Annotated in this window: 24 protein-coding genes, 1 pseudogene and 1 riboswitch; of the genes and pseudogenes, 18 read left to right on the top strand and 7 right to left on the bottom strand. The window is 36.4% G+C overall.

Going from position 1 to position 21,137, the window contains the following annotated elements:
• The first annotated feature begins 170 nt into the window (after positions 1-170).
• From JOC77_RS07855 to JOC77_RS07835, 5 genes are all read left to right on the top strand, one after another.
• Complete coding sequence (locus tag JOC77_RS07855; protein WP_204541204.1) at positions 171-380, top strand: hypothetical protein; 210 nt, start codon at positions 171-173, stop codon at positions 378-380.
• Between the two features lie 582 nt (positions 381-962).
• On the top strand, positions 963-1,427 hold the full coding sequence (locus tag JOC77_RS07850; protein ID WP_204541202.1) for a hypothetical protein: 465 nt from the start codon (positions 963-965) through the stop codon (positions 1,425-1,427).
• A 181-nt stretch (positions 1,428-1,608) separates the two neighbouring features.
• Positions 1,609-2,184 (top strand): hypothetical protein, encoded by a 576-nt coding sequence (locus JOC77_RS07845; protein WP_204541199.1) that lies wholly within the window; start codon positions 1,609-1,611, stop codon positions 2,182-2,184.
• 264 nt (positions 2,185-2,448) lie between these two features.
• Complete coding sequence (locus tag JOC77_RS07840) at positions 2,449-2,946, top strand: AAA family ATPase (protein WP_204541196.1); 498 nt, start codon at positions 2,449-2,451, stop codon at positions 2,944-2,946.
• 771 nt (positions 2,947-3,717) lie between these two features.
• The gene (locus JOC77_RS07835) at positions 3,718-4,041 is read left to right on the top strand and encodes a hypothetical protein (RefSeq protein WP_204541193.1); all 324 of its coding nucleotides are present in this window, start codon (positions 3,718-3,720) and stop codon (positions 4,039-4,041) included.
• 366 nt (positions 4,042-4,407) lie between these two features.
• Here JOC77_RS07835 and JOC77_RS07830 read toward each other — a convergent pair whose 3' ends face one another.
• Entirely contained in the window at positions 4,408-5,850 is a 1,443-nt protein-coding gene (locus JOC77_RS07830; protein ID WP_204541190.1) for an alkaline phosphatase PhoX, read from the bottom strand.
• A gap of 439 nt (positions 5,851-6,289) precedes the next feature.
• Between JOC77_RS07830 and JOC77_RS07825 the strand changes: the two genes are divergently transcribed.
• Complete coding sequence (locus JOC77_RS07825; protein WP_204541187.1) at positions 6,290-6,490, top strand: twin-arginine translocase TatA/TatE family subunit; 201 nt, start codon at positions 6,290-6,292, stop codon at positions 6,488-6,490.
• Between the two features lie 99 nt (positions 6,491-6,589).
• Positions 6,590-7,342, top strand: coding sequence for a twin-arginine translocase subunit TatC (gene tatC, locus JOC77_RS07820; RefSeq protein WP_204541184.1), 753 nt, complete (start codon positions 6,590-6,592; stop codon positions 7,340-7,342).
• Between the two features lie 213 nt (positions 7,343-7,555).
• Here the strand turns inward: tatC and JOC77_RS07815 are convergent, their stop codons facing one another.
• The gene (locus JOC77_RS07815) at positions 7,556-7,729 is read right to left on the bottom strand and encodes a hypothetical protein (protein ID WP_204541181.1); all 174 of its coding nucleotides are present in this window, start codon (positions 7,727-7,729) and stop codon (positions 7,556-7,558) included.
• Positions 7,730-7,945: 216 nt separating this feature from the next.
• On the opposite strand from JOC77_RS07815, the gene JOC77_RS07810 reads away from it, so the two are divergent.
• The 4 genes from JOC77_RS07810 to JOC77_RS07795 all read left to right on the top strand — a co-directional run bounded on the left by JOC77_RS07810 (position 7,946) and on the right by JOC77_RS07795 (position 10,780).
• Positions 7,946-8,347, top strand: a complete 402-nt coding sequence (locus tag JOC77_RS07810) for a hypothetical protein (protein WP_204541178.1) — start codon at positions 7,946-7,948, stop codon at positions 8,345-8,347.
• A gap of 248 nt (positions 8,348-8,595) precedes the next feature.
• Complete coding sequence (locus JOC77_RS07805) at positions 8,596-8,805, top strand: hypothetical protein (protein ID WP_204541175.1); 210 nt, start codon at positions 8,596-8,598, stop codon at positions 8,803-8,805.
• A 238-nt stretch (positions 8,806-9,043) separates the two neighbouring features.
• Positions 9,044-9,385, top strand: coding sequence for an HIT domain-containing protein (locus JOC77_RS07800; protein ID WP_377336914.1), 342 nt, complete (start codon positions 9,044-9,046; stop codon positions 9,383-9,385).
• A 582-nt stretch (positions 9,386-9,967) separates the two neighbouring features.
• Positions 9,968-10,780 (top strand): STAS domain-containing protein, encoded by an 813-nt coding sequence (locus JOC77_RS07795; protein ID WP_204541169.1) that lies wholly within the window; start codon positions 9,968-9,970, stop codon positions 10,778-10,780.
• 158 nt (positions 10,781-10,938) lie between these two features.
• Here JOC77_RS07795 and JOC77_RS07790 read toward each other — a convergent pair whose 3' ends face one another.
• Entirely contained in the window at positions 10,939-11,751 is an 813-nt protein-coding gene (locus tag JOC77_RS07790; RefSeq protein ID WP_204541167.1) for an STAS domain-containing protein, read from the bottom strand.
• A 309-nt stretch (positions 11,752-12,060) separates the two neighbouring features.
• On the opposite strand from JOC77_RS07790, the gene JOC77_RS07785 reads away from it, so the two are divergent.
• Positions 12,061-12,324 (top strand): hypothetical protein, encoded by a 264-nt coding sequence (locus JOC77_RS07785; RefSeq protein ID WP_204541164.1) that lies wholly within the window; start codon positions 12,061-12,063, stop codon positions 12,322-12,324.
• Between the two features lie 51 nt (positions 12,325-12,375).
• Here the strand turns inward: JOC77_RS07785 and JOC77_RS07780 are convergent, their stop codons facing one another.
• Positions 12,376-12,774 (bottom strand): DUF2243 domain-containing protein, encoded by a 399-nt coding sequence (locus JOC77_RS07780; RefSeq protein ID WP_204541161.1) that lies wholly within the window; start codon positions 12,772-12,774, stop codon positions 12,376-12,378.
• Between the two features lie 359 nt (positions 12,775-13,133).
• Here JOC77_RS07780 and JOC77_RS07775 point away from each other — a divergent pair, with 359 nt between their 5' ends.
• From JOC77_RS07775 to JOC77_RS07765, 3 genes are all read left to right on the top strand, one after another.
• Positions 13,134-13,784 (top strand): Type 1 glutamine amidotransferase-like domain-containing protein, encoded by a 651-nt coding sequence (locus JOC77_RS07775; RefSeq protein WP_275585060.1) that lies wholly within the window; start codon positions 13,134-13,136, stop codon positions 13,782-13,784.
• A gap of 1,221 nt (positions 13,785-15,005) precedes the next feature.
• Positions 15,006-15,884: a phosphatidylinositol-specific phospholipase C/glycerophosphodiester phosphodiesterase family protein gene (locus JOC77_RS07770; protein ID WP_204541155.1), complete on the top strand. Its 879-nt coding sequence runs from the start codon at positions 15,006-15,008 to the stop codon at positions 15,882-15,884.
• A gap of 441 nt (positions 15,885-16,325) precedes the next feature.
• Positions 16,326-16,454: a hypothetical protein gene (locus JOC77_RS07765; RefSeq protein ID WP_204541152.1), complete on the top strand. Its 129-nt coding sequence runs from the start codon at positions 16,326-16,328 to the stop codon at positions 16,452-16,454.
• A 197-nt stretch (positions 16,455-16,651) separates the two neighbouring features.
• Here the strand turns inward: JOC77_RS07765 and JOC77_RS07760 are convergent, their stop codons facing one another.
• The 3 genes from JOC77_RS07760 to JOC77_RS07750 form a co-directional block, all read right to left on the bottom strand.
• The gene (locus tag JOC77_RS07760; protein ID WP_204541149.1) at positions 16,652-17,002 is read right to left on the bottom strand and encodes a hypothetical protein; all 351 of its coding nucleotides are present in this window, start codon (positions 17,000-17,002) and stop codon (positions 16,652-16,654) included.
• A gap of 157 nt (positions 17,003-17,159) precedes the next feature.
• Positions 17,160-17,351, bottom strand: a complete 192-nt coding sequence (locus JOC77_RS07755; protein ID WP_204541146.1) for a hypothetical protein — start codon at positions 17,349-17,351, stop codon at positions 17,160-17,162.
• Between the two features lie 76 nt (positions 17,352-17,427).
• Positions 17,428-17,802 carry a Na-translocating system protein MpsC family protein gene (locus JOC77_RS07750; protein ID WP_204541143.1) on the bottom strand — a complete coding sequence of 125 codons (375 nt, stop codon included), beginning with the start codon at positions 17,800-17,802 and terminating at the stop codon, positions 17,428-17,430.
• A gap of 211 nt (positions 17,803-18,013) precedes the next feature.
• A riboswitch (cyclic di-AMP (ydaO/yuaA leader) is annotated at positions 18,014-18,152 on the top strand.
• A 501-nt stretch (positions 18,153-18,653) separates the two neighbouring features.
• Between JOC77_RS07750 and JOC77_RS07745 the strand changes: the two are divergent.
• The 3 genes and pseudogenes from JOC77_RS07745 to JOC77_RS07735 form a co-directional block, all read left to right on the top strand.
• Positions 18,654-18,857, top strand: a pseudogene (locus JOC77_RS07745) (hypothetical protein); the annotation flags it as partial.
• A gap of 27 nt (positions 18,858-18,884) precedes the next feature.
• Positions 18,885-20,231 (top strand): TrkH family potassium uptake protein, encoded by a 1,347-nt coding sequence (locus JOC77_RS07740; protein WP_204541140.1) that lies wholly within the window; start codon positions 18,885-18,887, stop codon positions 20,229-20,231.
• 23 nt (positions 20,232-20,254) lie between these two features.
• Positions 20,255-20,911, top strand: coding sequence for a potassium channel family protein (locus tag JOC77_RS07735; RefSeq protein ID WP_204541138.1), 657 nt, complete (start codon positions 20,255-20,257; stop codon positions 20,909-20,911).
• Positions 20,912-21,137: the final 226 nt, after the last annotated feature.

The following is a 21,137-nucleotide window of genomic DNA, read 5'->3' as shown; positions in this document are numbered from 1 at the left end:
TATATAAAGGAGCGGGGTTTATGAAAGTATGAAGGAGCTAGTATACCAGGTTTAATTGCCCGTCATCGACCAGCTGCATACGATATTGTGTGAAATTATTTGTTCTAACCGAATCGGATATTACAAGAAAAGTAAAATAAACACTTTATAGCTGAAAAGGAGCGAGCATTATGTTCTGGTTATGGATTGTAGGTTTTCTAGCTGCTGTATTTGGGGTTACGGGAATTGCTAATTACATTCATAAGAAAGGCAATTCACATTTGCCAGATGTTGATAAAGGAATCAAGAACGCTTCAAGTGCACAGCAGACTTATACTGAGAGTGTATTACACAATGCTAAGAACGACCACTTTGGTGGGTTCGGCGGAGGCGGCAATTAAATATTGGAATACAAAAAGCAACTGTCCCCTTTTTAGAAACAGTTGCTTTTTCTTCCCATGAAAATAAAAACTGAAAAAAGGCAGAAATATTGACCCGGAAAAACTAGTTTTTATAAAAGGCTGGGCCTCATGAAGTTAGATATAAACTGGGTGGTATAGCGTGGCCGCTCCCGTCAGACTAACGATTGGGCTCTAGGCACCATAGTTCAAAGACCTTCTGCTCCAGCACTAAAACAGTATCCTCTGCCCCGCCTATTTTCATTCTCTGTGGTGAATTACTGGTTTGTGCGATTCATCGGTGGGTAACGGATGCGTAAGTTGAAGAAGAAATGGCTGCTTCTGCAGCCATTTTTACTTCTACCAAGTTACATACTTTGTGCCATAAATAAGGCGGCGAAAGGGGTTCATTATATAAATGAAATACTGATATGTATGTGAGGGCTTGGAAAGTGGAGGAAGTTTGGAAAAGGATCGAGTTGGTCCTTTTCTTGATGTAGTTTTCACTTCCAAAAATTAATAATAGAAATAAAATTTGTTATTCTCTATACTTAATCAGGAGATTAATAGTAAAAGGGGTCCATCATGTATATCTGGAATATTAACGCACTAGTTACTGCATTACGTGAAAATACGCTCAGCGAGAAACAAAAGAAGAATTATCAAATTACATTTTGGATATTGACAGCTTTGACTATATTGTCGTTTTCCATAGTGATAAGCCCATCTACGATGAATACATACGATTTGATCGATTTGATTTGCTTTCTTGCCATCAATGCGGTAGGAATTTATATATTGTTTCAGATTCACAAAAAGGGGCACAAAAAAGACTTCTTTCTGCCTTTCTTTAGTTTGACGATTCCAATCTTTCTAAGGACAACCTTACTTTCCATCGGAATGAATATCGTTGGGTACTCTTACATCCTTTTCTTCGCACCTTATCATTCAATGGAAGAAACCAATTTAATCGATATTATTATATCCATTATTGTTGAGGTTATATTTAACATGATGATGATTCATTATTTTAAAAGGATATATAACTAGTAAGCACCTTTTTAAGGTGTTTTTTTGTTGTCTTAACCGAACAGAATGAGTGTGTAACCCAGACATACTTGAGTAAGCGGTGTTGCTCCGGCGCTTATTTATGGGTGCTAAAAGGATGTACGACAGTATCCCTTGAAGATGCTAAACTATAGTTAACGATTAACACTATACGGGGTATGATATGAGAATAATATTAGCGGCGAATGAAGAAGTGGATAAGCTTCATTCTATATTTAAAAAATTTAATACACAATTATTAGAAGAACCAGAAACACTATATCCTTATGGCGGAATTATAGATGTGTATGATCGTGTTCTTACGGAGCAAGAGGCATCAACTCTCTTACAATTTCCGCAGCACAATAAAACAAATGGTCCTAGATTCATAAGTGCCTTTATGCAACTTTTTCATAATAGTGATGTGTATGTGCTTCTGAATAAAAAAGAGTTCAGTAAGAGCGAGATCAAACAAAAATTAAGCTCCTTAAATAAAACAGAGGCAAGTCATTTCAGAAAATGGTTTTCCACCAATAAAGGAATTTACAAAATAGAAGATGAGGAAGCCCTAAAATTTTTTGCGAACCTGTCCATACATGAAGTGTTTTTTACAAACTTCTTCTTTCCTTCTCTGGAGACAGTCATAATCGGGAATTACGACTTATCCCTTCCAATTTATTGTAAGACTTCAGGGAACTTTGAAATTTGTAAGGAAATAATTGAAGAAAACGGCTTATTTATTAGAGGAATGCATTGCTAATTCGAAAATTTATAGGGCGTCATTGATTATTGATATAAAAGACAAAGCAGGGGGAAGTCCATGAAGAAGTTTAATAAGAAAATGACTTAGGCATAAACAGTATTATCAGCTTTTATTTTGTCTGGTAGTTACTATAGCTTGTGTAATTTCTCCGTACTGATTTGCGGGTGCGTTAGTTCTATATTGAAAGAATCAAAGGTAAGATAATGTTGTTTTAAACAATAGAAGATTATATACCAATTAGGAGACGTAGGGGGGCGGACTGTGGAATCTAAGCTAATTATTATTCGAGGTAACTCTGGCAGTGGAAAAACGACGATCGCAAAAAGTCTTCAAAACCAATTTGGAAGAGGGAACCTCTTGGTTTCTCAGGATAATGTTCGTCGTGAAATGTTGAAGGTTCACGATAGAGAAGGGAACCTTTCAATTAATTTGATTCGTCAAATTACCGAATACGGTAAAGGTAAGTGTGAATATGTCATTCTGGAAGGAATTTTAAATAAAAACCTCTATGGTGAAATGCTGAATAACTTAATCTGCTTATATAACGGTAAGGCATATACATATTATTTTGATTTATCCTTTGAAGAAACAGTTATACGTCATAACTCTCGTTCGAAAAAGGTGGAATTTGGAGAAGATTCTTTACGTGCCTGGTGGAATCCAAATGATTATCTTGGCGTGGAGGGAGAAACAATTTTGACTAATGATTTGTCACAGAACAATGTATTGAAACTGGTTTTAAATCAACTGCAAGAGTAATTATTCTGATTAAATAATTTTATTTTTCAACTATCGGGTGGTCCGATAGTTATAATTGCCTGAGCTATAAGAAAATAACCTAATAAATCCCTCATAATACTCTCCTGTTGCAGGCCATTTTCCTAAGAAAACTATCTATTTTATTATGCAAAAAATTCTCATTGCTCCAAAGCTATTTTATATATCACTCAAAGACAAAAGGCCAGTTCAATTCAGGGTCTAAATATATACCTTCAGTAGATCTCAAGATTATTTATATGGATTATAAAGTCTTTGAAACGGGTGCGTTTGTTTAAGAACAATGGCAACTTCGGCAGTCATTGTTTGTTGTCCCACTTACTGGCAGTTAGTGAAAGAATAGAAAGAATATTATTAGAAGAATTAGATACTATTAACAATAAATGGTATTGGCATTTGAGTTTGTACTAATCAAATTAAAAAACATAAAATCTATGTAATTCTTCATGGAAGAAAATAATTTAATTGTTAGTTTTGTATCTGATAAAGACTAACGAAATGAATAAAGCATGAGACGGATTTTATCTGCCTCATGCTTTTTCGATTTCAACTATGTCTAACCATTCCAATATGTACTTAAACTAAAGGGTGCATTAGTTGAAGAAACAGCTGTATAATACCAAAACAAAAAATAGTCTTCAGTCCGACACATCCAGCCCAAATTAATATTACAAATTCGGAGTCAATTTAATCGATTCATTTTTAATGGTAATACTAAAAGGTATATTAATAAGATGAGTAAGGAGCGAAACGATGCCACGAAAGCCTGCACAAACCAATGAAGCGGCGGATAATGAAAAAGTTGTTCAATTGGCAAATAATCCACAAAACAAGGATGAAATCGGTAACCTGGCTAGTATGTTAGCATCAGTATTGGATTATCTGTCAGATGATGAAGTAGAAGAGATAGATATCGAATACATTTTGGATAAGACGGAAGGTCTTCGAGAATGGTGGGATCAATATCAAGAAAGCAACAGAAACCTAATTGAGGAAGAAATTAGAGAATCTCTAGGTGAGCTGTCTTTAGAAGAACTTCAAAGGATCCGTGAACAGATAAAAGAAAAACAGGTTTGAGTGTTACCAGATAACAGCTAAATCAAACTAACTATTTTCTGGGTAATGATATGATTTATAGGCGGAACTGCGTTTTCCTGGTCTATTACACAAACGAAGTCTATTTTCATGATAGTTGAAATAAAACATTATTTGATAAATATTTTACACTACCAAACCATATTCGTACTAAATGGAGACCAAAGAATAAATCACTTAAATCTGCAAAGCTCGGTTTTACAATTTAATTCTTCCAGCCTTATAGTAAATGAAACATTAGAACCTTTATTATGTAAATACCGGAGGAATAAAAATACCTATTAAACTTCTTCAGGGAGGTTTTTTCTGCTTCATAATTGTAAGTAGAAAAACCCTCCCTGTGTTTAATTAAATCTTTAAACCATGGCGCTCAAATGCAGCTGCTTCAAGAACAGAAATGCCCTGGTTTTCAGCAAATTTAACAAGCTTGTCCGAAACCTGTGGTGCGAAGTGTTTTGAAGGTGTCGCGTATGACATTTCCCTAGCACGGGCTGAGTTGCTGCGTGCGAATGGACCCCAGATGGCAAAGGTTTTCCCAGGGCTTTGAATATTAACAAAAAGGGTCTTTCCGTCAGGTGAGAAAATAGGACCTGCCAATTCAGATCCGCTGAGACGGTTGCTGGCAAAAGGGTAGATCTCGCCTTCTGGAGTGATCCCCATAATTCTATCGTTTCCAGATCCATCTTCAGCGAACCAAAGATCGCCCCATGGCGTCATGCAAATATTATCCGGAGATTCCATTTTTTGTGCATCTGTTGCTTCGTAGAAAAGCTCCAATGTATTTGTTGACGGTATGTAGCGGTAAATGCGTCCGAGGTTTTTTGCGCCGGCAGAGCTGTCGTCAAACCAGAACACGCCCGCTTGGAAAAACGCTCCTTCAAGCTTTTTGAACTCTATGCAGCCTTGTGCTTTAGCATCCTCCCGACATAATTCGGGATTCAATTCCTTCCACACAATTCCTATTTTTTGTCCGGTTTTGAACGTGCTCGCCGAAGGGGAAGAGATCTCCTCTATGGCAGCCGCATACAATTTCCCGCCTTTTTGCAAGGCACCCGGTTTCTGGGTGGTGTCATTTGGGATAAAGCGATACAGATAGCTAGGCGTTGCATCCTCTGTCAAATACACATATCCTGTCGCCGGGTCAATGGCGCATGCCTCATGGGAGAAGCGGCCCATATCCTTAATAGGAGTTCTTGACATCTCGTTTTCCGGGTCCTGCGGGTCAACTTCAAAAACATACCCGTGTGTCGCAGTACGGGTTTCTTCACATGTCAGCCATGTGCCCCAAAGAGTCGCTCCTCCAGCGCAGTTTCTGATTGTTCCTGAAGATGTTACATATTCTTTAATTACGTTACGGGCATTATCAATAACTAGTGTAGTTGTGCCGCCTGCTGCGGCCGGATCATAAGGGTTTCTCCCAACTACCGGATGTTCTGCACCTGAGGACAATTCGTGATTGCGGACAAGGATAGTAGTATTTTTTGGACCCTCGAAAGCTGCCATCCCATCAAATGCACCTGGAATAGCTGTTCCATTTGTCAACTGGCCGCCTTCTTCAGAGATAATTTTGTAATGAAAACCTTTGGGAAGATCCATAATTCCATTGGGATCAGGAACTAAAGGACCATATCCGCCAGCCCCGCTGGCTGGATTATTGGAAGCGTCTGCCTTTACCGTGGAACCGATTGACAGAATCCCAGTAGAGCCGAGTGTCAGGGCAAGTGTGCTCATTCCTCCAGCTTTTAAAAAGTCGCGTCTGTTAAAGCCATTTTTAGTTGTTAGATTTTCCATTTGGTCGTTTATCTCCTCGTCAGTTATTTTTAACAATTCTCATATTAAATTGAAAATATTAAGTTTAAATCCAAGTTTTGTAACGGCTGGGTTAAAGTTCGTGAAGAAATTGTAAAATGATTTAGAATAGACTGAATAGAAAAAGGAAAAAGGAAAAAGGGGTCCGACTATTTACGTAATCCATAAACATTCCATAGTGTGACGCTCGTTTACTCCATAGAAACTGGGATACTATCTTTCTCAAAATTAATAATTTATTTACTATTTTTTACACTGGCTTAATTAACATTTGGTCTATCCTTCACTATAATCAATCTTGAGATCAGGTGTTCACGCGCGTAGGAATCTACATCGGGATATCACCACCTGATGCACTCGCTATGGGTCTTAATGGATTGGAGTGTACCCTGCATTAAAAAATTACATAGGAGGTAATGTCATGCTTCAAAACATTGGAATTCCTGGATTGATTCTTGTTCTTGTGATTGCACTAATCATTTTCGGCCCTTCCAAATTGCCTGAATTAGGCCGTGCCGTTGGTTCCACATTAAAAGAGTTCAAAAAATCAACACGTGACTTAGTATCAGATGATGAACAAAAGGCAGAAGGATTTCTAGAAAAAGGCAAAAAGACAGTTTAAACTTCAAGCTTAAGATGTAAGTGGAGTCAAGCTTACATCTTCTTTTAATTAGACTCTTTTGAACCACTTCTGCTGGACTACTTAACTGGAGGTATTAGAATGCAAAACAAAGATATCCACCTCATAGAACATTTAGACGAACTCCGCCAGCGCATCATTAAAACATTATGTGCGTTTATCTTCTCCCTCCTTTGCGCGTTTATTTTTGTCCAGGATATCTATGCATGGTTAGTCAGGGATTTAAATGGAAAGCTCGCAATCTTAGGTCCGAGTGATATTTTATGGGTTTATATGACATTATCTGGAGTATGTGCTCTGGCAGCTGCTATTCCGGTCGGGGCATTTCAAACATGGAGGTTTGTTGCGCCTGCCCTCAACAGCGAAGAGCGAAAGGTAACACTCCGATTTATCCCGGCATTATTTTTGTTATTCATTTTGGGAATATCATTTGGCTATTTTGTGTTGTTTCCTATTGTACTGGGATTTTTAACAAATCTAACTGCCGGTCAATTCGAAACATTCTTTACTGCCGAAAAATATTTTGGGTTTATGATCAACATAACCCTGCCTTTTGGATTTTTATTTGAAATGCCGGTCGTCGTTATGTTTTTAACAAGACTGGGCGTTATTCATCCAGAAAGGCTGGTAAAAGCAAGGAAAATTTCTTATTTTGCTTTAATAGTCGTCTCCATTCTCATTACACCGCCGGATTTTATATCTGATATTTTGGTCATTATACCCTTGCTGGCTCTTTATGAGATCAGTATCTCTCTTTCCAATTTTGTTTATAAAAAAAAGCTGAAGGCCGAGAAGGTGCTGCAGGATGAAGGTCTCAGCGATGCTGCGGTTTAGAAGAATGCTTGAGCAACTTTTATCTGCCCTTGGAAAGCCAGCTTGCCGACTGGAATGATAAGTTTAATAAAACCGGGGCTGCTGCAACAGCCCCCTTTTTTTTCACTAAATGGCAGGTAAGTGATTAGTAGAAACAACGCTGTATTTGGTTCTTAACAGAACAAAAGAGACCTCAATAAAGGTCTCTAAAGATGCTTGCAATTTTTACTAGCTTTATTGCCCTCCACCCGAATAACGGTTATCACCCATCGTATGATTGGTATCCTCACCAGGCTTAGCGTTAGGAGTTATTGGTTTATGGGGATTGTTATTAATTCTCTTACGTGTCCAATCAATAAAAAGGGCGAGTACCAAAATACTGACAACAGCAACAATTAACCAAGTCACGCAATCACTCTCCTTTAATAAAGGACAACATTTAAATCCATATACGAGGATTTTATTCTATAGACTATGCCACTGGACGAATATACTGCTCATTAGAAGCATTATCAATCCTTCTTCTAAAACTAACGGGTACGGTTTTTGAAGAAAGGATTTCTTTTAAGTTGGTCATTTATCCAGATTAATCGCTAGAGCTGTTTAAGTAGGAGGTAGAATTTATTGCAGCAATATACAGGATTTTTCGTAACGTTAGCTCTAATTTTTATCATCGTGTTTTTCAATAAATATTTATTTTGGTGGGTTAAAAGCATAATTGCTGCTTATTATTTGGTAGTTTCCTATTTTTTTATCAAAGTTAAGAACAAAATCAATAAGGAATATGAAGATGTTCTTCCTGTTCCTGATAAATATTGGGATAAGAATTCAGAATGGGTTGACACTATAACAAGGTATCTTTTTTTACCTTTGGTTGGTATCTTAATCTTCATTTACTACAAATGGTTTAACAGTGTTCATTCGAAAATGGCTAAGATACTTATTTTATTGAGCTTAATTCCGACGGCTATTCTATTCTTGATATTTAGTTTCTTTTTTTCTTTTGCCTATGGATACAGACCATAAATAGTGATTGGTTAAACCTCAATCAGGTCAGCTAGCAGAAGCAAAAGCAATACATATAGCAAGGGTATAATGAACAAAAAACAAAGATCAAAGTAGCTGATTAGTTTAATAAGATACCTTCCATCTGTTTAATTGAGTGCCAGCTCATGTTATAATAAGGAAATTAGTAAAATTACGACTTTTACTTGTAATTGAACGGATGCCAACAAAAGCCTCCGCATAGCGATAAAATATGGAGGTGTAAGAGAATGAATAAACGATGGACAATTGGTAAAATTAACGAATTTGTTGAGAACAATTCGGAAAGTAAGTTGCTAACAACGGAATATCACGGTTTTTCTCAAAAGTTACTATTTAAATGTGCATGTGGCAGCAACTTTGAAAAAACTTTTACGAAATTTAAAAATAATAACCAACGTAAATGTGACATATGTCAACCGCCACAAGCGGCACGATAACGTATAGCGAATAAACAAAGTGCCAATTTCTATTAAACAGAAATGGCACTTTGTTTATTTTTTTTAGCAATTAAAAGTGGATTTTACTAAAGGGAGGATTATACAAATATTCCTTCTTAACTAAAGGGTGCGTTAGCTCTGTTTCCTGGATGGAAAACTGGCGGTTTGTTGAAGAAGGATGTCTTTGGCAACATGTAGAATATCTAAAAAGAATCAAGATTAATGGAGGTTAATGATAGTGTGGAATCAATATGAAGATTTTTATTGTGATGAGGTTTTAAGTGGAAATACACCTGTGAAAAAGGTTTTAGAAACGGACAATGTACTTGCTTTTTATCATACTCGTCCTTTTTATGAAGAACATATTGTAGTAATACCGAAAAAGCATATCTTATCTATAATAACTGTTCAACAAGAAGAAAAGAAAGTAATGGAGGAAATCTTTGGAGCTATACAGGAAGTTGCTGCGAAAATGAATACTAAGTTTGGTGCATGTACGGTTTCCACTAACATTGGGGAATATCAAAGCAACAAGCATATGCACTGGCATATTCACTATGGTAATCGGATTAGAGACTAAAATAAGCCGGGGGAGTATTTAGGTAATGAAACAGAATAGCATAGTATAGGACTGAATTGTGCTAATGAGCAGAATAAGACTAAGGACTCCTTATTGAGGTTATAAAACATTAGTCAAGAAAACCACCAGGTACCTACTTTATAAATGAAATTTGTTTTTGAGATGATGATGGAGTTCAATTCGAAGACCCCGATCATGAAGGATGAGCTAATATTCCATCCTTAAGGCAAGCACAAAAAGACATTTAAGAATCTGGTGCAAAAGAATTTTAAAAGTTAAATATACAAAAAATCCTTGAAACACAGAAGAACGAGACTTGATTGGAATAAATTAATTTAGGGTTGTTATTCTTTGATATTAGTAAAGCTGTGACTAGTTTGCTAGAAAATTTAAAAGCATCTTAAAAGGACACCAAGGAACGTTTATATCCTCTCAATAAACGTGGTGTTGATGCTTTAAATATTTTTTATCCTGGGATGAGCCATTATGGAGAACATTATTTCATTTTCAATAGGGTTTGAAAGTAGTGTGCTTTTTTAATTTTTACTCTTATTATTATATAAAAGACAAAGGGTGTCGGGAATGTCTAAAACATTAAAAAAGATAGGTAAACATTTCGCTGAAAATGCGGATTCACTTGCTATAGAAGTTGTTGAGGCCGTTCTCTCTAGTTTGGACCTAAAAATTTCTAATACAGAAAAAGATCAGGCAATTAAAATGTATGAAGAACTTTTCGGTTTTCTGGGAGGCTCTGTTGTTGAAAAAGATTATCTAGGAGTACCAGACATTATCTTGGAATGGAGTAAGAAAAATGCACAATCCCAGGTAGGCGGTCGAATTTCGGAGATCGTACTCCGTTATTCTCCTACAAGAGAAGTTTTAAATGACTTAATTACAAAGCTTAGTATTCAATATGAGCTTTCACTAAAAGAAAATGCCTCAGTAATAAAACAAGTAAATAAAATTTTTGACTTAAGTCTAAATGAAACTGTACTTGCCTTTGAAGAGCTTTCGGATAAGCATAAAAAAGAAGCCCAAAAGGAATTAGCAGAGCTGTCAGCTCCTGTTGTTCCAATTAAAGAGGGAGTTGCCATTGTGCCTCTAATTGGAACTTTTGATGAGTATAGGATTGCCTATCTTGGTAATAAAGTACTTCCAAAGATTGTTGATATGCAAGTAAGGCATCTAATTGTAGATTATTCGGGGGTTTTAACGCTGGATATAGAATTTACCCATTCCCTTAGTCAACTTGGCATGGTGTTAGAGTTGTTAGATATAGAAATTATAATAACTGGAATGACTCCTCAATTGGCACAGATTATTGTTCAAAGTGGCATAGATGTTGGAAAAACAAGGTACTTTGCTAATTTGAAACAAGCATTAGAAAATTTATAGTTGGTTATCGTATTTTTATATTTTGAAATTCAACAAGATGAGTAAAAATATAATATCGTAAGTAAAGGGGGCACTACAGATTTATCTTCAAATATACTATGGAAGCACAGGGTAAAGTGTGTTGTTTACCAGCGGTGCCATGTCAATTAAGATTACAACTATTTCTTCTTTTCCAAGACTTGCTGAACGTTGCTGTACGCTTGTACATCTGCAATATTGATTCCTAATTGTACAGCTGTCTGTGCTAAGGCCGGTCTTATCCCAGTAATAACAGGTGATATTCCCAACAATTTTAGTATATCCCTAATTTGAAAAAAGTGCTGAGCAACGAAGGTATCAAAAACATGTATTCCTGAAAAGTCTATAATTAACATGTTAAGGTCTAATCTCGCTACCTTAGGTATCACAGTCTCCATAATATAAGCAGCCCGATTCTCATTAAAATCGCCAATAAAAGGTAAGACTGCGACCCCTCTTTTGATGGGAACAATGGGAGCAGCAAGTTCTAACATTTCCTTTTCAATGGCCTTTACGGACTTTTCGGTGATTATTGAAGAGATTCTAGTGATATTTCGTATGATTTCATCAAAAGTATAAACCACTTGGTCGTTTACAAAAAATATTTCCTCTAACGGAAGTTTCTGAGATATACACCTCTTTCGTATCTCTTTTAACAAACCTAATCGAAAATTACATAATAAATCGATGAGTTCTGTTTGGGTTGACCCCTTGTTCAATGAGTAGTGGTCTATGGCAAAAGAGAAATTTATCTTTTTTCGATCTGATTTACTTAACCTTAAACTTTTGGAAATATGACTGATGAGTGCGACTAATAGATCTTTATATTTATTGGTTTCTTCATCTTTCAAAGTTAAGCCCATTTCTACGATAGCTTGCTCTAAAAGTACATCTGCTATATTATTTTGGTCGGCGTCTAAATAATTTGTTACCTCTTCTACAGTCCTGACCATAGATATCTCTCCTTTAAGGATTTCATGTTGGAATTTAAGGTTAAAAAAGAAATAATTAGCGATGGGGTTTGATTAAATATACCCATGTTATAACGCCTGAAACTTGTTATAAACCATATGGGCGAGTGACTTATCGCGAGTAGATAAAGAGTGAGACAAAAGCCTTTTATTCAAATTCCTGGGAGTAGAGGTCCGGCTTACTACTTGTGGTGATGGCGATATTATGTAGATATTTCGATAGCAGGTGCTGAAGATCATGCGTACACGGTTGAGCAGACAAACAACATTGCAGTAAACAGTAAGAACGGGGTGTCTAAAGTCATTGGTAGCGAACCACTCAGTAGCACTCAAACGCCCGAAGAAGTTAATTCTCTTCTTGCTGTACATTTTCATATTGCTACTAAGAATCATTCACACAATGATTTAAAAGTAAGTGAAGCATTGATTGCACTGAATAAGGTATTAGATATACGGGAGCTGAAGGGTAAAACGCTCCTTTTTATTCAAGTAAGGGGTGTAAGAGTTGAAGATGAGGAACGATGCGGCGGTCTTTTTATTAGCGGAAAAGGATAGGATGGAATACTTGAGAAAACGCTCAAGATTTCCATCCTCTTCTCTAATTTTTTAAATTGTAATATTTTTATTTATATTTTCTTGTCTTGATAACAATTTTTCTTGTTTTATCCCAAAATATACTATAACTATGCCAAACACAACAAAAAGCGGTTCAATCCAATTTGCTTCCGGTCCCATTGTAATTCGGTGGAGTTTAAAAATCCAATGAAAAACAATGATATCAAAGCTTAAAAATAATCCTGTAGCCACTGTGAATCCATTAAAAAAAGCTTTTGAAAAGTAACGATAAAAGAAGAACATTAAAACCAGAAGAACTAAAACACCAAAAAAGACTGCACCAATTCGTCCGGCTGGTGTTTCGGCTTTCAACCCAACAGCAAAGGCATCTATTAAGTGAAAAAGAAAGTCTGTTAGAAAAAATCCAGAAATTGCCCCAATTATTTTCATTTAAATTTCCCCCGTTAAAGTTGTACTCCTTAAGAGATAATAAATCTCCAATAAATATTAAAGTAAGGCAAACGTTTCTGCCCTAAAAGTTAATGACAATCATTGAATAACACCTTAAATTTTACACCTATAATAGTAACACACTTTTACTACTCATTATTTAGGAGGAGTTATTTCATACCATTTTTCTGAAGTTACATATAATGTACTTTAACTATTGGATGCATTATTCAAGAGTGAATGGCTGCTTCGGGGATTTTTCTTTGTTTCACTAACGGGACAGTTTAGTTCAAGAAGGAATTTTAATATCTAATATCGAATTATTACCCAACTATTGAAAAAAGGGTGAGGTGCTCTTAATGGGGAGGTTGTTCTTTTATAGTGATCAAGTCACTGAATCTCCTGGTAATCGGAGACTGGATAATATAATGTTCGCAGGTCTGAGTCCCGACAAGATTAAGATGGGCTATGTCCCTTCTACGGAAGATAAGAAGAAGAAGTATTTTAATACTAAAGTTCAATATTACGGCCATTACGGGTTACAGAACATAATGTTTATCGACCTATATAGTGAATTTGATCCATTGAAAGTTAAGGAATTACTTAGTTGTGACATCATTCATCTTTCCGCAGGTAACCCAATTCAACTTAGAAGTGCTATCAAAAATCGTAAGATGGAGAACGCTTTATGGGATTATTTTAATCAAGGGGGAACCATTATAGGTGTTAGCGGTGGAGCGGTCCAATTAGGAAAGTCAGCAAAGTTATTTCAGTTGTTTACTGGAAACCATAATAATGAGGATTTAGATACGTTAAATTTTGTAGATTTTGATTTCTTACCGCACTACAATCGTTGGAATGAAGATTTCAAACAAGATGTATTTAAATTCTCTCAAACAACTGGAACAACGATTTATGCTGGGAATGATGGAGAGGGACTTATTGTAGAAGACGGTACCATCAAAAGGATAGGAAACGTTGTTAAGGTCCGGGATGGAAATATATGTTGATTCTTAGTGAACCCTGGCCTAAGCTGGTGATCTATTGAAGATTACAGCTTTTTTATTGTTCTACTAAGGGTCCGTTCGTTTAAGAATGTATGGTTGCTCCGGCAGCCTTTTTTTGTTCCACTAACGACAAGTAAGTTTGTACAAGGATGATATACTGAATTCATAAACGGCAGGCAATACGATGGAGAATACTCAAATAATGGTCATTATTTCAATTTGATTGGAGTTGAATTTCTAGTCAATGAAGTATCGGATAAGTTAGGCATAGAGCCTCCTCTCACTTAAAGAAAGTTGAACTCATTGTCAGGAGTAACTCTTCGAAAGTATCGTCTGCCAAGCCTATTTTCATTCTCAGTGGTGAATCAATAATTTGTGCAATTAATGGTGTCCTACGTGGCGTTAGTTGAAGAAGGGGGGACTGCTGTTGCAGCCCCTTTAGTGGTCAAGGAATGAGTGACTAATACATAAGGTCTACTATTTAGAGATAATTAAAAGATATAAAGAACTTGGGTAAGGGGTAAAGATGAAGAAATATTTTTCGCTAAACTTAATTTTGTTTATTGTACTATTGGCAGGAACCACACTTACAATATTTATAATATATAAGGATATTGATACTCCGCTTTCTCTTAAAGTTATTATAGGATATGTAATTTATCTTTTCTATATGGTTTGTTCTCCATCTTTCTAGTTATTGCGAATACAAGGAAGTTAAACTGGATTCAAATAAGAAAAAGGCTTTTTACGTTTATTAATTGGTTTATTTCTTTAAGTGCGGCAAACTATTTTATTTATTACTTTTTTAGACGTTCGGAAATGGATGTTTGGGATTTAGGTATTCCTTTAGGTGTATCCTTTGGATTAGCTTTTTCTGATTTAATGTCTTGGAAAAAGAAAGACTAAGCATTGATGTTTTTGCTAATAAATCCTTTACTGAATAAGGATGAATACCTTTTTGTTCTATTACTAAAAGGTGGGTTAGTAGAATAACCGGTGGAAATGTAATTTATTTTTTTAAATGGTTCTTATAAAAAGCACTTCTATTCTGAAGTGCCTCGTTTTTTGGGCAAATTAGCTTATATAATCTAGTATCGAGATAGTTAGAAGGAACTGCTTTATGTAAACATCTTTCAGTTTTCGTTAAGGTTTTGTTAATGTCATTGTTTTATGTGATTTGTACGTTACCATAGGAATTGAAATGAAAATTAGGAGGATAACGCTATGAATAAATGGTGGATAACGATGTCTTTAGCAGTTGCTGTTGCTATGCCTTACTCATCATCAATAACTGCTTCTGCAGAACAAGTTAAGAAAGAATCCAAAGTTGTAGTTCCACTAGCAAAAGCTCACGCACACAACGATTATGAGCACACTCGTCCTTTATATGATGCACTGGATCATGGGTTTACAAGTGTAGAAGCAGACGTATGGCTAAAAGACGGTGAATTGCTGGTAGCCCATGACGAAGAGGATGTAAAACGTGAACGGACACTTAAGTCACTTTATTTAGATCCGCTTAAGGAAAAAGTGAAACAAAACAAAGGTTCTGTTTACAAAGGCGGTACAGATTTCTTACTGTGGATTGATGTTAAATCAGAAGGCAAAACTACATATGAAGAAATTGATAAACAACTAGCCGAATATAAGAAAATGGTTACAAAATTTACTAATAAGAAAGTGAAGCAGGGGGCTGTTACAGTCATTATATCTGGAAACCGGGATCGTGACTTGATGGAAAGCCAGAAAGTACGTTACGCCACATTCGATGGCCGAATGAGTGACCTGGGATCTGAAAACAATAATGAATTCATGCCTGTAATAAGTGACAACTGGACGAAAATTTTTACATGGCAGGGGGCTGGTGAGATGCCCCAGGCAGAACGCGAAAAGCTAGTTCATATTGTCGAAACGGCACATGAAAATGGCCAAATGGTTCGTTTCTGGGCCACTCCAGACATGGCCTTACCAAACCGTGAGGCAGTCTGGAATGAAATGTTAAAAGCTGGAGTAGACCTCATTAACACAGATGATCTTCCTGCTCTGCAGGAATATCTGCTTAAAAATGACCCAAACCCTACGAAACAGCATATCAAGTGGTAATAAGGCAAATCCCAATAGTTATAGTAATGAATCTTAATTTTTACTTGTATCATTAAACCAGACCAGCCCTTTGCTTAGTGGAAGGGGTTATCTGGTTTATTTTTTTGGAAATTCATTATCGGCATTTAGGTTTAGGTTTTTAATATTCTTCAACTAAAACGAAGGTTAGATTGAAGAGAGAATTTCATTGTTTAGCCAGTTGCTTAATCTAACATACAAAAGAAATTTATTATTTGAAGTGAATGGACTCCCAAAATGTACCTTCCAATTTGCAAACTAACGGGTAGGTACTTGCAAGAATGGGGCTGCAAACAACAATAAACCAGCTGCTAAACGGTTAAAATTTAAGATTAAAACTATAAGAAAAAGGTAATATTAATGTAGAGGTTTTTACACGAACGGAGAATAATATAAAATTTCAATATGGAAAGGAGAATCTACTTGTTCATAGAAGATAGCCCCTTTTTGTCTGATGAATTTTTAGATGAATTAGCTAAAGAGATTAACCAACAATTTGGAGGCCCCATTGAGGAACAAAATGGTGAGCCGACAAACAGCGATATTGATTAATTTACACATTATATGGTTAATGCAAGACATATATATAAATGAAAAAAACCAACACCAATGGTAAGGGCTTGCACGGACTGGCTTAATTACTGTAAAGACAAGGGAATATACGTAAAAGTATACTTTAATCTGTTTAGTTTCCTGCCACGGAAGCATAAAAAAAGCCCATCCGTATTCACGACAGGCTGTAATTTACTTCAATATGCATATTTGAACAGACCATAATACAATGGACCGAGCAGGATGATGATGGTGCCAATGACAAAAAGGTACCGAACCCCTTTAGGCATTTCTTTAAATTCTTGATGATCGCGACTCTTGTAAAAGCCGAAGGCGACATCCCAAATGATTCCTCCAACAAACACGACTTTCCATACAAGAGGAGTAAAAATCGGCGTTTCAGTAACATATCCGAAAAGCCCAACCCAAGTAATGAGAGAGATAACAAAGTCCAACTTGCCAAAAATGGTTTTGTCTCCCTTGATTAAAAAACCAATCGCTGCCGTGCCTAATATCCCTAAATAAATATACCAAAATATTTCTGACATCACTTAATTCCTTTTCTGTTAGATGTTTCTATTTTAATTCCTATAGTAGTAAAAGAAAAACTTTTATATTTGAAAATAATACAAGGATTGTTCTTATTTTCTTTATTTGAATAAGAAAAGTTCCAATCCAGCTAGAGATAGCTGGTTATTATAATTTTCACCTTTTAAATGAAAACAATTTTAACAATGCCGGCTTTTTCTTATCAATGATCTTTAACTCATTCATTAGTAATCTATGCTCATGATCTGCAATCCATTTCTTTAAATCATGTTTATCATGACAAGAGGTAAAGTATGTTTCTCCATTTTTACCTACACCGTTGATCACATATCTAGAGGTATTCCCCATCCTGTCCACCCCATTTTCTAATATAAAACGCCATTTGGTATGCTAACAATTAATTAAATATCATTCAAATTTAGATTCAGCAATGGACACCTAAAGATTTTTCCAAATCTTTTTCGATAATGAATACCTCTATTCTTTCTCCTGTTTTAGTACTAATATCACTGTGTGATGAAAGAACCCGGCACCCAGTTAGATTTTGAACAATATGTTCATATTCTTCACTATACATTTCGCGAAGGACCTGCCGCATCTGCTTAACGAGCTTTTTACCGGAATCATGACTCACAAGATGCTTTTCTTCCACAGTAAGAACTCCCTTAAAACGGATGATAATCATATCATTTACAATATATGTTTTAGCTTCCTGCGGGCCCCTGCCTATAAGGTCACGCTGGAATTTAATAAAGGCAGAACTTATCTCAGCCTCAAGTTTCTTTTTAGGATGTCCCATATGTTCTCCCCTGTTTCTTGAAAATCTAGAACCTATCATAATGCCCTTCTACAATTTTTGTCAATGTGCTTTATTAAAACTTAACAAAACTCAAAACAAGTACATGTCATGTCTGTTTTTGTAATGAATTTTTATAGCAATGTTTATTAAAAGGCAAAAATGGGTTTACAAATAGTAAATATGAAGAGTAAGATGTTTTCATAAGATATCAATTTAATACAGGCCCAATCTCATAGAATTGAGAACGGAGGATCCACTATTAGGGGTTAATTCTGCGACAGCAGAAGGGATGAAAGCTCTTTCGCCATCCTACCCGTCAGCTAACTTCGTCGGCTAAAGCGAAGGAGGTCATAAGACCGCCTTACATCAGGGGGCTTTTTTGTTATTCCTTTATAGCAAAATAGCAGTCTGATATATACGCAGGTCTTTTTATTATGCGTATGAATGAAAAGGTTTCTTGGAAGACAGAATGCAAAGAGGGCTGAATAGCCTGCTGGGCGTTAAGTAGACCAATGATTACTTTTTCTCCAAGTCCATGTTTGTTTTTCCATACTTAATGTACCAATCTACGTTCATTGGCACATTAATTAGGTATGGCTCGGCAAACATAAAAGGAGGAAAGTAGCATTTGGTCTTTTTTTATTCCCTGTGTTCAGCCGAAAGGATTGGAATAAATAATAAACGAAACGAAATAGTATTTTTATTTTTGGGGACTGGAGATGAATTCTGAAACGGCAATGGTCCTTAGTATCTTTCTAATTACGTACGCTATTATTATTTCAGAAAAAATTCACCGGACGATTATTGCCTTAAATGGCGCCATCCTGATGACTGATTCGGTATATTCAATCTTATGGTGGAGCATGTCACTGGGAGCCTGCCTCGGAGGCAATGGAACATTGATAGGAGCGAGCGCAAACCTAATTTTACCTGGTCTGGCTGAGAAAGAGGGACATACAATATCATTCATTAAATATCTGAAGATCGGATTCCCTTTCATAAACATTTCTATCGGAATATCAACGGTGTATGTGTATCTCGGGTTTTTGTTATAATCAAACTGTTTTTTATAGGAGATTACGATGAAGAAAATTAGAGACTATTTTGATCCTCCAAAAATTCTTGTTCTAGGCTTTGCGGCTTTAATTCTTATAGGAGCTGTTTTGCTAACCCTTCCTAACGCAACACATGACGGAGAGGGGCTGTCGTATTTAAATGCTTTGTTTACTGCTACATCGGCAACGTGTGTAACAGGACTTGTGGTCGTGGATACAGCAGATACTTTCACCACATTCGGCGAATTAGTCATTTTAACCCTCATCCAGATTGGTGGATTAGGATTTATGACATTTGCCACCTTCTTTGCTTTCCTTTTGGGTAAAAGGATTTCGTTAAGAGACCGGCTGGTTCTTCAGGAGGCTTTAAATAACATTTCCATTTCGGGAATTGTGCGTCTGGTCAAAAGGGTCTTAATATTTACTGGTATTATAGAGGCGACAGGTGCCGCTATCTTAGCGATTCGGTTTTCTTTGGATATGCCCATTGGAAAAGCTATTTATTGGGGGATATTTCACTCTATATCGAATTTCAATAACGCCGGCTTCGATTTAAATGGGGAATTTCGAAGCCTTACACCATATGTCGACGATCCGGCCGTAGTCCTGACCGTTTGTGCACTCATAACATTAGGTGGAATTGGGTTCATCGTGATGAATGAATTGTATGAATACCATGATACCCGCCGTCTTTCAGTGCATACAAAGGTGGTTTTACTAACCACGCTGATTTTGACACTTGGCGCAGCTATCCTGATCTTCTCATTTGAATATGGGAACGCAAAAACGCTTCAGCCTTTGACTTATACAGGAAAAGTATTGGGCTCCTTGTTCCAGGCGGTCACACCACGAACCGCAGGAGCCAATACATTGCCAATTGGTGACTTAACGCAATCAACTTTGTTCCTGATCATCTTCTTGATGTATATAGGAGCAGGTCCCGGTTCTACTGCAGGCGGAATTAAAATAACGACCTTTGCTGTACTATCTGCAGCTGTTTGGTCCCAAATTAAAGGGAAAGAAAATGTTGTTATGTTTCGCCGCCGAATTGTTATGGAAACCATTTTCAAAGCACTCACTGTGGCAGTAATAGGAATGTTCCTTGTCATGGTCATAACCATGCTTCTTACAATTACTGAAGGGGAACGACAGAATTTCATTGTCTATCTCTTCGAAGCCACCTCTGCATTTGGCACGGTAGGTCTTTCCATGGGATTGACCCCTGAATTATCGCCTGTCGGTAGAATGATCATTATTTTTACGATGTTTGCAGGAAGGTTAGGACCTCTAACGCTTGCTTATGCTCTGACCATGAGGCGGAAAGGGAATAAAGATCCTATCGGCTATCCAAAAGGAAAAATCATGATCGGTTAATAAAGATTGAGGAGTTAATGGATATGGGAAAGCAACTATACGCGGTGATTGGATTAGGAAGGTTCGGTACAAGTGTGGCTGAAAGATTATATGATGCTGGACAAGAGGTCATGGGAATTGATATAAACGAAGAACGAGTACAAGATGCTGAAATGGTTGTTACTCATGCGGTGGTCGCAGATACAACAGAAGAAGAAGCACTGATGTCAATTGGAATTCGTAATTTTGATGCTGTTATTGTTGCAATCGGAAATGATATGCAATCAAGTATCTTAACAGTTTTGCTTTTAAAGGAATTAGGAGTTAAAAAAGTAATAGCGAAAGCCCTAAGTAAAAACCATGGGCTGCTATTAGATAAAATAGGAGCAGACTGGATTATCTACCCTGAAAGAGATATGGGTGAAAGAGTCGCCCATCAACTTCTGTCACCGAATGTGTTAAATTTTATTGAGCTTTCAAAAGAGTATAATATAGAAGAAATCAGAATTCCCTTGAGTATGACAGAAAAAAGTCTGCGAGAACTTGATGTGCGTGCAAAATATAATCTTAGTGTTATCGCTATTGTGAGTGATGGTGAAATTATTGTCTCTCCTTCTCCTGAGCAGATTATTCACAAAGGAGATATGCTGGTTGTCATTGGAAACAGAGAGGATCTAACGGTATTTTCAAATTTAAAATAACACTTTAACTTTCCAAAGAAAAGAAACCCTTCTTGTTGATGAATGACTTTTCTGGTGCATAAGTTGAACCCGAGAAGATAGATTATATATTTTCCTTGTTTAGACAATTCTTGACTATAGTTAGCTGTAGATAAAGATATACAACTTGTTTATCCATTACGCATTAAGAATAAATTTTACTATTCATCTAAAAAGGCTAAACATTCTAGACTCTTTTCTGTCACAT

This window comes from Peribacillus deserti (assembly GCF_016909175.1).
Taxonomy (GTDB): Bacteria; Bacillota; Bacilli; order Bacillales; family DSM-1321; genus Paraperibacillus; species Paraperibacillus deserti.
Note: the sequence above shows the minus strand (reverse complement) of the source record. Positions and strands in the feature narration are given on the sequence as shown.